This window comes from Amycolatopsis regifaucium, from assembly GCF_001613935.1.
GTDB lineage: Bacteria > Actinomycetota > Actinomycetes > Mycobacteriales > Pseudonocardiaceae > Amycolatopsis > Amycolatopsis regifaucium.
On record NZ_LQCI01000003.1, the window covers coordinates 304,126 to 318,756 of the forward strand.

Here is a 14,631-nt window from a genome sequence, read left to right on the forward strand (position 1 = left end):
GAGCTACACGTTAGGGGGTCACCCAGGCGAGTCCGAACGGACCGTCTTTTTCACGCAGCGTGCTCAGGTCGTGAAGAGTTCGAGGTGCACGGTCGTGCCGTCGACCTTCACCTTGCGGTAGACATGGCGACCGTTGACGAGCCGGTCGTCCTCCTGGACACCGGGGGCGAAGTTCGACGCCCGGAGCAGCTCGGGAACGTCCTCCGCCGGAAGCGTGAGGACGACCTGGTACCTCATGTCGATACCCCGGTCGGACTTCGTCTCCAGCACCTTCCCGCTCGCGGGCATCGAGATCCCGCCGAACCGGAAGGCCTCCTCGGGCGACGGGGCGGGCGTGGTCGTGGTGCAGCCGACCGACAGGAGGGCGAAAGCCGCGATGAGGAGCTTCACCTCCGGTGAGACGTGCGGGCCGACGTAAGCGTTCCGTCACACTTGGGCGGGGATGACAGCGGCGTCCTGGCGCGTTCTACTGGGTGTCAACGACCAGAGGAGATCTACAGTGACGGAAAAGGCTGTTCTCGCGGGCGGCTGCTTCTGGGGTATGCAGGACCTGTTCCGACGGCACCCCGGAGTCGTCTCCACCAGGGTCGGCTACACCGGTGGCGACGTGCCCAACGCGACCTACCGCAACCACGGCTCGCACGCCGAAGCGATCGAGATCGTCTTCGACCCGGCGAAGCTGTCGTACCGGCAGATCCTGGAGTTCTTCTTCCAGATCCACGACCCGACGACGCGCAACCGCCAGGGCAACGACATCGGCACCAGCTACCGCTCGGCGATCTTCTACACCGACGACACCCAGAAGCAGATCGCCGAACAGACGATCGCCGACGTCGACGCCTCCGGCAAGTGGCCCGGTAAGGTCGTCACCGAGGTGACCCAGGCCGGCGACTTCTGGGAAGCCGAGCCCGAGCACCAGGACTACCTGGAGCGCATCCCGAACGGCTACACCTGCCACTACGTGCGGCCGGAATGGCAGCTGGGCGAGCGCTGATCGTCGCGCTGCACGTCTCATCCGTGCACGCGTACGAGGGCCGTCCTTCTTCGGGGCCGCGCCCTGCTCCGGTCTCGCACGACCTCGTCGAGGTGCGCGCGGGGCTGGGGCTGGTGGGGGACCGGTACTTCAACCATCCCGCGCATCGCTCGGCCGCGGTGACGCTGTTCTCGGCTTCCGTACCCGGTGACCCGCTTTTGGCTCGGCGGAACATCGTGCTGTCGGGGTTTGACGTGGACGCTCTGCCGCGGGGTTCTGTCGTCACGCTGGACTCTGGCGATGGTCCGGTGCGGTTCGAGATCCATCGGCCCGCTAATCCGTGCGCTTGGATGGACGTTGTCTACCCGGCTGGGACTTTCCGGGCTTTGCGGGGGCGCGGCGGGAAGCGGTGCGTGCCGCTGGATGACGGGGTCCTACGGGTAGGGCCGGTAGAGATCTCCGTGGGCGACTGACAGAAGCTACCGAGTCATTTCTTCCAGGAACTCTTGAGTTTCGGGATCTTCCGAGAAGATGGCCGTACCGCGCATCCCGCGAGTGAGCAGAACCTTGTAGGTGTTCTTGATCAACGCGCCGAAATGCAGTTCGTCCGCCTTCTTGACCTCGGAGTCCCTGGAGTTCTCGCGCACCGGACACCACATGCCGTCACGGCGGACAAGGTCCTTGCCGAAGATCACGCCCGACCAGTCGTACTCGAAGCCCTGAGCGGTGTAGATGCACCCCACCTGCCCGAAACCACGTTCGTCCGTCGCCCAGTAGCTGGAACCGGGAACGTCAGGCACCGTCTTGTCGCCTTTGGCGTTCCACGGCCGTTTCCAGGCTCCGATCCGGACGTCGTCCACCAGGCGAAGACCATCGGAGGTCTCGACCGGATTGCTCCACGGCCAGCAGAAACCGGCCGCGAGCCGCCCGACCCCACCATGTCGCGCCTGCTGGTGCAGTACCCAGGATTCCAGCGCTTCGGGTGATGCGGCGGTGGTCAAGGTGATGCCTTCGTCGAGTGGCCCGGCCAGTTTGCTCCAAGGAATCGGCGGTTCGGCGGAACCGAGGCCGAGCAGTCTGGCGACCCAGGTGTCGTAGGAGACCGAGCCGCCGCACCGCAGCTGGTCGTGTAGCCGGACGACCTCCACTTCGCACCCGAGCGCGCGGGCAGCGGTGGAGATCTCCTTGAGAGAACCCATTTCCCCTGGGCGCACGACCTGGTGTTCGTCGAGAAGGAAAACGGGGACCGTTGCCACGTTGACGAGTTCGTTGACCTGGCGGTCGGCGCGTTCGCGGCGCTCCTTCTTCGTGAACCTGTCGACGCCCTTTTCCCGGATACGGTGCGCTTCATCGCAGATGAGGACGTCCAGCTCGCGAGGCTCGCTGCCTACGTAGGCGTTGAAGTACTTGAAAAGGCTCTGGACTCGAGTGTTGCCACGGCCCGCGTACTTGCGCATGGTCATGGTGAACGACTTCGAACCGGTCGCGTGATGTACCGCGAGACCTCGGCGAGCCAGTTCGCCGAGCAGGCTCAGCGCGATGACGCTTTTGCCCGAACCTGGGCCGCCTTCGACGATCACGACCGTGCGCGTCTGCGCCGCCCGGGACCGCTCGACGGCGTGCAACACCAGTTCGTACGCGACCTTCTGTTCGTCCAGCAGAACGAACTGCTCGCGATCCTTGATCTCGGCCGCGGCCAGCTCCAGCAACGGCTTGGTGGGACGGTGAGAGAAGCCGCTGAACTCGTCGCCGACCGCTACGTTGGCCCGCCTGGTGACCGAGGAATCGAGTACGGCGTTGAGGTGCGCGCCCATCGCCGCTTTGTCGTCCATGGTGAACACACGGTCGTCGGGACTGGGGTTGTGCTGCAGGAGGCCGGCCACGTCGGGTCGACGCGCGTTGTGCAGGTATGCCATGCCGTGCACCGCTTGGGGCCGATCCGCGAGCGCGGGGGTGTGGTCCACGAAGTACTGGCGGTATCCGTGGACCTGCTCGGCCGGATGAAGGGGCCGTCCGTCAAGCCCGGGCACATTGATCACCTCGGACAGGTATGACTCGGCCTTGGACCACTGTTTCAGTTCGATGAAGACGAATGAACTCTGGCCGGAACGAGGATGGATACCGCAAAGCACGACGTCGATGCGCTGCTTGCTGTGCGGCAACTGATGCTCGAGAAGGACTTCGACGTCGCCGAGGCCAGCGTCCGCAAGATCCGCCAACAGGATGGGCAGGCTTTTCCGCCAGGAAGCCACCTCGCTGGTCCCGACCCTGCTCTCAAGTACGAAGCCGGCCTGCTCCTGCAAACGGCTGTGCAGGTGTCCCGCGCGAGCTTCGATCAAGAGATCGGCCGCGCCGCCGCGCACAAGAGCCACTCGTCCCTCCCCTGGGCGTGCGGGTCGCTCGAATGCTTCCCCGGCTGTCGATCATAACCCGCTAGAGTGATGCTTGCCTTCACGCAACAGTGTGGAGGGCCAAGTGACGGGAACAGCCCTGGGGAGGGTGGCTTGCCGGTCAGCAAGACTGCGGATGACCTGCGGAAAGAACTTCAGCACGAACGCATTCTCCTGGAATTGGCCCGACATACAGGAGTCACCTACAAGGCGTCGGAACAGCGTGGTGAAGTCGGTTCATGGCGCCGGAGTCTTCCGGTGCTCGCCGATCTGTTGTGCGGCGCCGGCCTGGGGCATGTCCAGGTCTTGCTCGAATACCGGCTTCCGTACAGTCCGAAACGTGTGGACGCCATCCTCTGCGGAGTCCACCCGGAAACCAAGAGGCCTTCCTACGTACTCGTCGAACTGAAGCAATGGAGTGACGCGAAGACGGTGGGCGCCGGCCTGGTAAGGGTTCGCGGCGGAAGGCGTCAGCCTTACCTGCATCCTGCTGAACAGATCAGGCGGTACTGCCGCCAGTTGCTCGACTTCATCCCCGCCTTCGCCCGAGTTCCCGGTCAGGTCAAGGGGATCGCGTTTCTGCACAACGCCGTACGGGGCAAAGACTGGACGCTGGACGATTTCGAGTTCGACGATTTCGGCCAGCTCTACACGTCAGACCTGCAAGGAGATCTACTGGCCGATCTGTGGTCGGTACTCGACACGGATCCTCGCACTGCCGACGCCGCGATGGCGGCGGCTCACGAGTTGATCTCCGCGCCGCCGGCACCGGCTCGGAACCTGCTCAAGACAGCCGCGGACGCCTTCTTCGCGAGGGACGACTTCGTTCTGCTCGATGAGCAGCAGGTCGCTTACAAGACGGTGCTCGACGCGGTCGCGGACGCGGAGTCCGGCGACGGGAACAAACGGAAGAAGGTCGTCGTCGTCAGTGGGGGCCCGGGATCCGGCAAGAGCGCTATCGCGGTGACGCTCCTGGCCGCCCTCGCGAGGCAGAAGCGAAAGGCACTGCACGCGACCGGTTCGAAAGCCTTCACCGAAACCTTGCGGGAGAAGGTGACCGGCGACGACGAGCGATACGGCGAGATCTTCAAATACTTCAACGAGTTCGGTTCCGCTCCGGCGAACGCACTGGACGTGCTGATCTGCGATGAGGCCCACCGTGTCCGAGGTATGCCGGCCCGGCTGCACGGGCGGGTACGGAGTCAGATCGACGAATTGATCGAGGTGGCCAAGGTGCCGCTCTTCCTGCTGGACGAACACCAAGTGGTGCGTCCAGGGGAGATCGGGACCAAGGGTGACATTCTCGCCATCGCCGACATCAAGGGATGCGATGTGATCGAGATCAGCCTCGACGGCCAGTACCGGTGTGGTGGGTCGGCGAGCTTCGACGAATGGGTGGTCCGCCTGCTGGGCCTCGGGTCGGGGCCGCCGGTGGCCTGGTCGGAGCTGGTCGAGGGAAGCGAAGACGAATACGTGGTCGACTCGGTCGGATCGCCATATGAACTGGAGAACTGGCTTCTCCGGCAGGCGAAGACCTTCTCAGGCACGGCGAGGATGGCAGCCGGCTTCTGCTGGGATTGGCGCGATCCGATCGAGGTCGACGGAGAGCTGCGGCTGGTCGACGACGTTCAGATCGATGGATGGCGCCGTCCGTGGAACACCAAGCGAGGATTCGAGGTTCCCGGAGTTCCGTCGGCTTCTTTGTGGGCCTCGGAGCCCGAGGGATTCGGGCAGGTGGGGTGCATCTACACCGCTCAGGGCTTCGAATACGACTGGGCCGGTGTCATTTTCGGGGACGATCTGGTCATCCGCGGCGGGAAATGGGCCGCCCGTCGAGAGTTTTCTTTCGATCGTTCCGTGAAGGACGCCGAAGCGCCGAAATTCGACCGATTGGTACGGAACACCTACAAGGTGCTCATGACGCGTGGCATGCAAGGGGTCTGCGTCTACTCGAAGGACGATGAGACGAACGATTTCCTGCGGAAGTTCGCGAGATAGCCGAGATGGCCGAGGCTGGGGCGGCCGACCGTGTCAGGCTGCCCGGAAGGGGGAGAATTCCAGGCTCTGTGGCTCGGTGAGGCTATCAGCGTCGCGGGCGACCAACTGGCGAAGGTCACCGTCGTGATGTCGGTGTACTCCCGCCGCATCAGGCCCGGCCTTGCAGCACGGGCCCGACGTGGTCGATGAACTCGGCGAAACTGGTGGAAGCACCACATAGTGCAGATTGATGCCGTCCACCCCCACTCGCTGCCAGGCAGCGACGTCATCGGCGAGCTGTTCCGGGGTACCGGCGAACCTCGCACCGAATCAGATGCGAGGCAGGGGCAGGCGAGGAGTGGGTCACGCCTCGCGGTCGCCCGGGTGAGAGGTTTCACGGTCGCCGAAGAAGTAGCCCCTCATGCTGTTCGCCTCCACGGTCTAAGCCGGATATGAGAGGACTTGGGGATACGAACAGCAGGGAATATGTCGTATGAAGTCGATGAAGTGCCCCCGGCAGGATTCGAACCTGCGACACCCGCTTTAGGAGAGCGGTGCTCTATCCCCTGAGCTACGAGGGCATGTACTGCCACGCGCAGCTTACCGGGTGACTGCCCCCGGTCGAGCACGAGGGCTCAGTCACACCGGCAGGACAGAGCACCCGAACGGCGGTAGCGCTCAGGCGAGCGCCGAGCCCGGGCCCGTGAGCAGGCCGAACCCGGACACTGGCTGTCTAGTGACACTCGACCTGCGGATCCGCCAAGGAGCAGCGACACTCTCCAGCAGCGAATCAGGGACTGAATCGAGCCCTAGATCGACACAGATGACCCGCAGGGGTCACTCGTACGTGTCTGGTTTCGAAACCCTGAACAACAGTAGGTAATCTTCGTTAACGGGACGCGGTACCCACGCTCCCCCGGCTGCCGGAGGGCTTAGTTGATCAAGCTCATGTTCGCCGACGACGAGGAACTTGTCCGTTCGGGCCTGCGTGCCATGATGTCGGGCGCTGCCGACATCGAGATCGTGGGCGAGGCGAGCGACGGGAGATCAGCGGTCGAGGTCGCCCGGCGGTACCACCCTGACGTCGCACTGCTCGACATCAAGATGCGGTCGCCTGACGACGGTATCCGGGCGCTGAGGGCCATCCTCGCGTTGCCGGATCCGCCGACCGTGGCCATGTTGACCACGTTCGACATCGACGATTACGTCAGTCTCGCGCTCAGGCTCGGGGCCAACGGCTTCCTGCTGAAAGACATCGACCCGGCGGCTCTCCTCCGGGCAGTGAGGGACCTCGCTAGGGGCGGCGCGGTGCTGGATCCGGGGGTCGCGGCGCGCATGGTCCAGTCGCATCGGGACGAGCAGCGGGCCGCGCAGCCGGCGCGCAAGCTGCTCGCGTCGTTGTCCGATCGGGAGCGTGAGGTGGTCGGGCTGATCGGGCAGGGGCTGTCCAACGCGGAGATCGGTGGGCGGCTTCATCTGTCCGAGGCCACGGTCAAGGGTTACGTCTCGGCTGTCCTGTCCAAGATCGGCGCGGCGAACCGGGTGCAGGCCGCGCTGCTGGCCTATCGCGGTGGCCTGCTCGACCAGTAATGATCCTCACCGCGCTCGAGTTCCTCGGCTTGATCGCGTTCGCGGCTTCGGGTGCGCTCGCGGCGGTGCGGTCCAGGTTGGACGTGTTCGGAGTGGTCGTCGTGGGGCTCACGACGGCCCTCGGCGGCGGGATCATCCGTGACGTCCTGCTCGGGATCACGCCGCCGACCACCCTGCGGACGTGGCCGTACCTCGCGGTCTGTGGCGGGACGGCGCTGGTCGTGTTCGTCTTCCATCCGCAGATCGCGAAGCTGCGGCGTGGCGTGCTCCTCGCCGACGCGCTCGGGCTCGGGGTGTTCGCGACGGCGGGCACCACGATCGCGTTGAACGCGGGCGCCACTCCCTACGCGGCGTGCCTGATCGGGATGACGACGGGTATCGGCGGTGGCGCGGTGCGTGATCTTCTGCTGCGGGAAATCCCGCTCGTGCTGCGGAAGGAGATCTACGCGGTCGCGGCTCTGGCGGGGGCCGTGCTGGTCGTGATCGGTCACGCTCTGCGACTGCCCCCGGGACCGGTGACGGCCGTAGCAGCCGCGGCCGTCGTGGGGGTTCGCATGCTCGCTTTGTGGCGCAGATGGAACGCTCCCGTTGCAAAAGGGCCCGAGACCGGCTGAAACGTCTTGCGGACTGCCGGATTTCCTTTGTTTGTTCTGTGTGTGTTCTTAGGCGAGTCTCAGCACGCTGCGTAAGACTGTGGCCATGCGCATCCTCGTAGTGGACGACGACAGGGCCGTCCGTGAATCACTCAGGCGATCCCTTGAGTTCAACGGCTACCAGGTCGAACTGGCCGGGGACGGTGCGCAGGCCCTGGAAGCGATCATCGCCAACAGACCCGACGCGATGGTCCTCGACGTGATGATGCCGCGGCTCGACGGCCTGGAAGTCGCCCGGCGGTTGCGCAGCACCGGTGACGACCTGCCGATTCTCGTCCTCACCGCGCGGGACACCGTCTCCGACCGGGTGTCCGGTCTCGACGCCGGCGCCGACGACTATCTCCCGAAGCCCTTCGCGCTCGAAGAGCTCCTCGCTCGCCTTCGCGCGCTTCTGCGCCGTGCCATCCCGGATCCGCAGGCGGGGCAGAACGCCGAGCTTCTGTCGTTCGCGGACCTCACTTTGGACCCGGGGACGCGTGAGGTGCGCCGGGCGGGCCGGGAGATCAGTCTCACGAGGACCGAATTCGCGCTGCTGGAGCTGTTCCTCTCCTACCCGAAACACGTCCTGACTCGCAGCAGGATCCTGGAGGAAGTATGGGGATACGACTTCCCGACGTCGGGCAACGCGCTGGAGGTCTACGTCGGCTACTTGCGCCGAAAGACCGAGGCTGGGAACGAACCGAGGCTGATTCACACGGTCAGGGGAGTGGGGTACGTGCTGAGGGAAACCCCGCCGTGACCGATCCGGCCCAGGTCGCCGAGGGGTCCGAAAAGGATCCGCGCGGCGACCGGTGGGGCACGCGGCGCTTCTCGCTCCGCGGCCGGGTGACGCTGCTCGCGGCCGCCTCGGTGGCGGGCGCGGTGGCGTTGGTGTCGCTCGGCGCGTATCTCGTCGTGAAGGAGAACCTCTACCAGCAGGTCGACGACAACCTGCTCGCCCGCGCGCAGGCCGCGGTCGACTCACCGCAGGTACAGACCGAGCTGCAGCAGGTGCCCGGCGCCTTCCTGGCCAGCGCGGACCTGCAGATCGGCCAGCTGACGGTCGGGGAGAAGATCCGGCTGACCTATCCGCAGTCCGGAAGCCGCCCGCCCTACGGCGCGGACGAGATCGCGGTCGCTTCGGGGACTTCGCCGTTTTCGCTGCGCACTGACCCGAGGACCGACAGCCGGGTCGTCGCCCTCCCGCAGGGGCCCGGGCAGGCGATGGTGCTCGCCCAATCTTTGGGCCCGACCAAACGCACCCTGAACGAGCTTTCGGTGGTCCTGTTCCTGATCGGTGGCGCCGGCATCCTGGTCGCCGCGGTGGCGGGGACGGCCGTCGCGAGAGCCGGTTTGCGGCCGGTCGACAGGCTGACGTCGGCGGCGGAACGCGTCGCGAGCACGGGTGACCTGCGGCCGATCCCGGTCAGCGGCGACGACGAACTCGCCCGCCTCACCCAGAGTTTCAACACGATGCTGGGCACGGTCGCCGAGTCGCAGGAACGGCAGCGGCAGCTCGTCGCGGACGCCGGTCACGAACTCCGGACCCCGCTGACGTCGCTTCGCACGAACCTGGAACTCCTGCTGTCCGCCAGCAGGCCCGGTGCGCGGACACTGTCCGACGAGGACCGCAGCGACATCGAGGCCGACATCCGCGGCCAGCTCGACGAGCTGACCCAGCTGATCGGCGACCTCGTCGAGCTCGCCCGCCAGGACGAGCCGCGGATCGAGCACGAGCGGGTCGAGATGGTCGACGTCGTGGAGCGCGCGCTCGACCGGGCGCGCCGCCGCGCGGGCGAGATCGAATTCGACGTTTCGCTGCAGCCGTGGGTGCTGACCGGCGACACCAGCGCGCTGGAACGCGCGGTGCTGAACCTGCTGGACAACGCGGTCAAGTTCTCGCCGGAGGGCTCGACGGTCGGGGTCCGGCTGTACCCGGTCGGCGACGGCACCGCGGTGCTCGAGGTCGAGGACGCCGGGCCGGGGATCGCCGACGAGGACCTGCCGAAGGTGTTCGACCGCTTCTACCGTTCGTCCGAGGCCCGGACGTTGCCCGGTTCGGGGCTCGGCCTCGCCATCGTTCAGCACGCCGCGCAGCGGCACGGCGGCGACGTCTACGCGGGACGCGCTCCCGCGGGCGGTGCGCTCATGACCCTGCGACTTCCGGGAGCCCCTGCCTGATGGGTGATCACGACAAGGGACTGGAACTGCTGCGCCTGCTCGGCGGCGGCGAGGACCCGGCCGTGCTGGAGCTGTTCGAAAGCGTCGGTGCGACGGACTTCGGCGCGGAGGCCGTCGCTTTCGTCTACGGCGGCGTCTACCGGCGTCCGGGACTTTCGCTGGCGCAGCGGCAGCTGGTGACGGTCGCGGCGCTGGAAGCCCTGGGGTACGCGGAGGCGCAACTCCGGTTCCATCGGACCGCCGTGGCGAAGGTGGGCGGCGACCTGGACTCCGGCGACGAAACGACCCGGCGCCTCCAGCGGATCGCGGTGTACACGGCGAAGGGCGGGGTGGCGCCGGAGCTTGCCGACGTCCTCCGGGAAGCACGGGACGCGGGTGAGTTCGGAGAGGCTGTCGAAGCGATCCTGCATCTCGCCGTCTACGTGGGTTTCCCCGCCGCGCTCAACGCGTTGGGCATCGCCCGTACCCTGACGAGTGATGAGCACCGAGAACGCGCCTGAGCCGCCGCCCCGCCGTCTGCTTTGGACACTGCTGGTGGCCGCGGTGCTGCTGACGGCCGATCAGCTGACCAAGTGGTGGGCCGTCGACGCCCTGACCGACCGGGCGCCGATCCCGGTGATCGGCGACTTCATCCGCTTCCGGCTGCTTTACAACCCGGGTGCGGCCTTCTCGCTGGGCGCCGGTTCCACCTGGATCTTCGCGATCCTGGCCGCCGTCGCGGTGCTCGCGCTCCTGTGGATTTCGCGCAAGGTCCGCTCGGCGGGTTGGGCGATTTCGCTCGGGCTGCTGCTCGGTGGCGCGACGACGCATCTGGGAGACAGGCTGTTCCGTGAGCCGGGCTTCGCCCGTGGTCACGTCGTCGACTTCATCGACTACAACGGCTGGTTCGTCGGGAACGTCGCGGACATCGCGCTGTTCTTCGGCGCGGTTTCGCTGTTCGTGCTCAGCTTCCGCAATGTGCCGATCGACGGTGTCAAGCAGACGGCGTCGGAGTAGCCAGGCAGAACTCGTTTCCTTCGGGGTCGGCGAGTACGACAAGCCCGTCTTCGGGCTGTGTGAGCACCTTCGCGCCCAGTGCGACGAGCCGTTCGACATCGTCGCCGGTCAAGTCCAGGTGCACGCGGTTCTTGGCGACCTTCCCTTCGGGGACCAGGTTGAAGAACAGCCGCGGTCCCGTCGGTGCTTCGACGAGCACCGAAGGATCATCTTCTAGGCTAGAGAATCCCAGTGAGCGAAGCCGATCGAGCTCTTCTTCGTCGTAGGTTGCGACTTCGTAGCCGTCGAGTACCGCCGCCCAGAAGCGGGCCAGCGAAGCCGGATGGTGGCAGTCGAAGACGACGTCGCGAAGCAGGGCCATGGCCCCATGCTGGCAGGCGGTCCTGCTCGTCGCGCCATGTTTATTCGTGTAGGATTTTGTGCAGTTGATTCAGGGAGGATGCGTGCTCGCGCGGCAACGACAGGCGGTGATCCTCGAAGAGGCGCGCCGGACCGGGGCGGTCCGGGTCAGCGACCTCGTCACGAAGCTCGGTGTCTCCGACATGACGGTGCGCCGCGACCTCGACGTGCTCGCCGGTCGCGGCCTGGTCGAGAAGGTCTACGGCGGGGCCACCTCCATTGTCGGCAAGAGCACCGACGAGCCCGGTTTCGAGGCCAAATCCGTCCGTCAACGCGTGCAGAAGGAAGCCATCGCCGCCGTCGCGGCCGGGCTGGTCCGGCCGGGCACCGCGATCGGCATCTCCGCCGGCACCACCACCTGGACGCTGGCCAGGGCGCTCGACGGAATCCCGGGACTGACCATCGTCACCAACTCCATCCAGGTCGCCGACGTACTGCGCGGTGACAGTCAGCCGGAGCGCACGGTGGTCCTCACCGGCGGTGTCCGCACCCCGTCGGACGCGCTGGTCGGGCCGGTCGCCGTGCAGAGCCTGCGCTCGCTGCACCTGGACGTCGTCTTCCTCGGGGTGCACGGGATGGCCGACGGCCCGGGCTTCACCACGCCGAACCTCACCGAATCCGAGACCGACCGCGCCCTGGTCGAAGCGGGCCGCAGGCTGGTCGTGCTCGCCGACCACACCAAATGGGGGATCGTCGGGATCTCCACCATCGCCGGGCTCGAAGAGGCCGACGTCGTCGTCTCGGACGACGGTTTGTCCGACCAGGCAAGGGAAACGCTCACCGAACAGGCGGGTGAGCTGATGATCGCCGAAACGGCGGAGACGGCTGAGGCGGAAGAAGCGTGAAACGCACGGTAAGGCATCTGGCCGACGGCCGGGAAATCATCTACTTCGACTCACCCGGCGCGCCCGAGCGCACCGCCGAAGACACCCGTGCCCTGCCGCGGGTCGCGGCGGCGTCGGAGATCCGGCGCGATCCGCTGACCGGCGAGTGGGTGGCGATGGCCGCGCACCGGCAGACGCGGACCTACAAACCGCCTGCCGACCTGTGCCCGTTGTGTCCGACGAAACCCGGGAAGCCCAGCGAGATCCCGGAGCCGGACTACGACGTCGCGGTGTTCGAGAACCGCTTTCCCTCCTTCGCCCGCGACGTCATCGGCGACTCGTCCACAGTGGATGGGGCGGGTCTCGTGCCCATCGCGCCGGGGGTCGGCCGCTGCGAGGTCGTCTGCTTCACCAGTGATCACGACGGTTCTTTCGCCGGGCTGACGGCCAAGCAGGTCCGCGCGGTCGTCGACGCCTGGGCCGACCGCACCGCCGAACTGTCCGCGATGGACGGCGTCGAACAGGTCTTCCCGTTCGAGAACCGCGGTGAAGAGATCGGCGTGACGCTGCACCATCCGCACGGCCAGATCTACGGCTACCCGTTCGTCACGCCGAAGACCGAGAGGACGCTGGAAGTCGCCCGCGCGTACGAGGCCGAGCACGGCCGTCCGGTGATGGGCGACGTGCTGGCCGCCGAGCGGGCCTCCGGCATCCGGGTCGTGGTCGCGGGAGCGCACTGGACGGCGTTCGTGCCACCCGCCGCGCGCTGGCCGGTGCAGGTCCAGATCGTGCCGCATCGCCAGCTGCCCGACATCCCGGCGTTGTCGGACGAGGAGCGTGACGAGTTCGCCGACGTCTACCTCGAGGTCCTTCGTCGCTGCGACGGGCTCTACGACCGGCCCCTGCCCTACATCGCGGCCTGGAACCAGGCGCCCGCCAAACGCGATCGCGAACTCGGCTGGCTGTACCTGGAGGTGTTCTCGGTACTGAGGTCGAAGGACAAGCTGAAGTATCTGGCCGGTTCGGAGTCCGGGATGGCCGTGTGGATCAACGACGCCACCCCCGAGCAGATCGCCGAGAGGCTGCGCGCCACCCACTGATGAGGCCATACTCATGAGCGACGCACAGCTTCGGCTCAGGAACCTCTCAGGACCATCCCGCAAGGTAGAGACATGACCGAGAACGATCCCAGCGGCCAGAACGCCGAGCAGGCGCGGCCCGCCGGCGCTCAGCCGGACGCGGAACAGAGCGCGAGCTGGGCGGCTCAGCCCGCCTCTTCGCCGCCTGACGCGACCGGCCTCGGCGGCCACGCCGCTTCTCAAGGTGGACAGGCCTACCCCACGGAACAGCAGTACAACCCGTGGTCGCCCCAGGCGCAGCAGACCCAGACGCAGCAGGCGGCGACCTCCGAGCACCAGGCGCAGGGCACCTACACCCAGGGACATCAGATCCCGGGGCAGCAGACGCCCTATGGGCAGCACGCCCAGCCGGGCCCGTCGGTCTACGCGGTCCCGCAGCAGCGACAGGCGTCGAAGTCCACTTCGGGCAAGCTTCTCGCCGGTGTCGCGGCGATCGCGCTGGTCGTCGGCGGGGTCGCGGGCGGCACGGTCGGCTACCTGACCGGTGACGCCTCCGGCGGCAACTCCGTCAACGCGCTCGACGCGCCGAAGCCCGCCCAGCAGACGGGCAACGTCCCGGCGGGGTCGGTCGAGTCGGTGGCGCAGAAGCTGTCGCCGAGCGTGGTCGAGCTGCAGGTTTCCGGCCGGGCCGGTGCGGGTGAGGGCTCCGGCTTCGTGCTCAGCACCGACGGCTACGTGCTGACCAACAACCACGTCGTCGAGGTCGCCGCGGGCGGCGGGCAGATCCAGGCGGTGTTCCAGGACGGCAAGAAGGGCGCGGCGACGATCGTCGGGCGCGACCCCACGACGGACATCGCCGTGGTGAAGGTCAGCGGCGTCAGCGGGCTGACCCCGGTGGAGCTGGGCCGGTCCGACGACCTGCGGGTCGGGCAGCCGGTGGTCGCCATCGGTTCGCCGTTCGAACTCGCGGGCACGGTCACCTCGGGCATCGTCAGCGCGCTGAACCGGCCGGTGAGCGCCGGTGGCAACGGTGACCAGACCACGGTGATGTCGGCGGTGCAGACCGACGCGGCGATCAACCCCGGCAACTCCGGCGGCCCGCTCGCGAACATGTCCGGCCAGGTCATCGGGATCAACTCGGCGATCTACAGCCCGAAGTCCGCGCAAAGCCAGGGCGGCGAGAGCGGCGGCAACGTCGGCATCGGCTTCGCCATCCCGATCGACCAGGCGCGCCGCACGGCCGACGACATCATCAACACCGGCCGGGCGACGCAGACCTTCATCGGCGCGCGGGTACAGACAGTGCCGACAGGCGGAGCACAGCTCGGTGAGATCTCGCCCGGCAGCCCCGCGGAGAAGGCTGGTCTCAAATCCGGCGACGTCGTGACGAAGCTGGACGACCGGCCGATCCCGGACGCGGACGCGCTCGTCGCCGCGATCCGCACGCGGGCACCGAACGACAAGGTCAAGTTCACCCTCAGCGGTGACAGGGTGGTCGAGGTGACCCTCGGCGGCCAGCCGGTCACCCCGAACTAGCTCTCCCTCAACGCTCGGCCGCAGTGCGCGGCCGAGACCAAACCCCGGCTCGAA

15 protein-coding genes and 1 tRNA gene are annotated in these 14,631 nt (G+C 67.0%); 12 read left to right on the forward strand and 4 right to left on the reverse strand.

All coding sequences use genetic code 11. The features are described 5' to 3' along the window. Positions 1 to 63: 63 nt before the first annotated feature. A complete protein-coding gene (locus AVL48_RS05265; protein ID WP_061984800.1) occupies positions 64 to 390 on the reverse strand; it encodes a hypothetical protein in 327 nt (108 codons plus the stop codon). A gap of 109 nt (positions 391 to 499) precedes the next feature. On the opposite strand from AVL48_RS05265, the gene msrA reads away from it, so the two are divergent. Then, positions 500 to 994: a peptide-methionine (S)-S-oxide reductase MsrA gene (msrA, locus tag AVL48_RS05270; RefSeq protein ID WP_061984802.1), complete on the forward strand. Its 495-nt coding sequence runs from the start codon at positions 500 to 502 to the stop codon at positions 992 to 994. 458 nt (positions 995 to 1,452) lie between these two features. Here the strand turns inward: msrA and AVL48_RS05280 are convergent, their stop codons facing one another. Next, complete coding sequence (locus AVL48_RS05280; RefSeq protein WP_341865668.1) at positions 1,453 to 3,003, reverse strand: DUF2075 domain-containing protein; 1,551 nt, start codon at positions 3,001 to 3,003, stop codon at positions 1,453 to 1,455. Between the two features lie 84 nt (positions 3,004 to 3,087). On the opposite strand from AVL48_RS05280, the gene AVL48_RS39940 reads away from it, so the two are divergent. Further along, positions 3,088 to 3,402: a hypothetical protein gene (locus AVL48_RS39940; RefSeq protein WP_244162423.1), complete on the forward strand. Its 315-nt coding sequence runs from the start codon at positions 3,088 to 3,090 to the stop codon at positions 3,400 to 3,402. A 219-nt stretch (positions 3,403 to 3,621) separates the two neighbouring features. Continuing rightward, positions 3,622 to 5,361, forward strand: a complete 1,740-nt coding sequence (locus tag AVL48_RS05285) for a DNA/RNA helicase domain-containing protein (RefSeq protein WP_061984910.1) — start codon at positions 3,622 to 3,624, stop codon at positions 5,359 to 5,361. 487 nt (positions 5,362 to 5,848) lie between these two features. Here the strand turns inward: AVL48_RS05285 and AVL48_RS05290 are convergent. Further along, positions 5,849 to 5,921, reverse strand: a tRNA-Arg gene (locus AVL48_RS05290). Between the two features lie 355 nt (positions 5,922 to 6,276). Here AVL48_RS05290 and AVL48_RS05295 point away from each other — a divergent pair. The 6 genes from AVL48_RS05295 (at position 6,277) to lspA (ending at position 10,739) form a co-directional block, all read left to right on the forward strand. Further along, positions 6,277 to 6,930 (forward strand): response regulator, encoded by a 654-nt coding sequence (locus AVL48_RS05295; RefSeq protein WP_061984808.1) that lies wholly within the window; start codon positions 6,277 to 6,279, stop codon positions 6,928 to 6,930. Next, positions 6,930 to 7,544 carry a trimeric intracellular cation channel family protein gene (locus AVL48_RS05300; RefSeq protein WP_037317604.1) on the forward strand — a complete coding sequence of 205 codons (615 nt, stop codon included), beginning with the start codon at positions 6,930 to 6,932 and terminating at the stop codon, positions 7,542 to 7,544. Before AVL48_RS05295 ends, AVL48_RS05300 begins: the two co-directional genes overlap by 1 nt. Before the next feature lie 85 nt (positions 7,545 to 7,629). After that, positions 7,630 to 8,322, forward strand: coding sequence for a response regulator transcription factor (locus AVL48_RS05305; RefSeq protein WP_061984811.1), 693 nt, complete (start codon positions 7,630 to 7,632; stop codon positions 8,320 to 8,322). Next, complete coding sequence (locus AVL48_RS05310) at positions 8,319 to 9,743, forward strand: HAMP domain-containing sensor histidine kinase (protein ID WP_061984813.1); 1,425 nt, start codon at positions 8,319 to 8,321, stop codon at positions 9,741 to 9,743. The genes AVL48_RS05305 and AVL48_RS05310 overlap by 4 nt, the downstream gene beginning before the upstream one ends. Continuing rightward, positions 9,743 to 10,243 (forward strand): carboxymuconolactone decarboxylase family protein, encoded by a 501-nt coding sequence (locus AVL48_RS05315; protein WP_061984814.1) that lies wholly within the window; start codon positions 9,743 to 9,745, stop codon positions 10,241 to 10,243. Before AVL48_RS05310 ends, AVL48_RS05315 begins: the two co-directional genes overlap by 1 nt. Continuing rightward, a complete protein-coding gene (gene lspA / locus AVL48_RS05320; protein ID WP_061984816.1) occupies positions 10,221 to 10,739 on the forward strand; it encodes a signal peptidase II in 519 nt (172 codons plus the stop codon). Before AVL48_RS05315 ends, lspA begins: the two co-directional genes overlap by 23 nt. Here the strand turns inward: lspA and AVL48_RS05325 are convergent. Then, positions 10,717 to 11,100 carry a VOC family protein gene (locus AVL48_RS05325; RefSeq protein WP_061984818.1) on the reverse strand — a complete coding sequence of 128 codons (384 nt, stop codon included), beginning with the start codon at positions 11,098 to 11,100 and terminating at the stop codon, positions 10,717 to 10,719. The genes lspA and AVL48_RS05325 overlap by 23 nt on opposite strands. Positions 11,101 to 11,182: 82 nt before the next feature. Between AVL48_RS05325 and AVL48_RS05330 the strand changes: the two genes are divergently transcribed. The 3 genes from AVL48_RS05330 to AVL48_RS05340 all read left to right on the forward strand — a co-directional run bounded on the left by AVL48_RS05330 (position 11,183) and on the right by AVL48_RS05340 (position 14,577). Then, positions 11,183 to 11,983: a DeoR/GlpR family DNA-binding transcription regulator gene (locus tag AVL48_RS05330; RefSeq protein ID WP_061984820.1), complete on the forward strand. Its 801-nt coding sequence runs from the start codon at positions 11,183 to 11,185 to the stop codon at positions 11,981 to 11,983. Continuing rightward, complete coding sequence (galT, locus tag AVL48_RS05335) at positions 11,980 to 13,062, forward strand: galactose-1-phosphate uridylyltransferase (protein WP_061984822.1); 1,083 nt, start codon at positions 11,980 to 11,982, stop codon at positions 13,060 to 13,062. The genes AVL48_RS05330 and galT overlap by 4 nt, the downstream gene beginning before the upstream one ends. Positions 13,063 to 13,134: 72 nt before the next feature. After that, entirely contained in the window at positions 13,135 to 14,577 is a 1,443-nt protein-coding gene (locus AVL48_RS05340) for a S1C family serine protease (protein ID WP_061984824.1), read from the forward strand. Positions 14,578 to 14,631 lie beyond the last annotated feature (54 nt).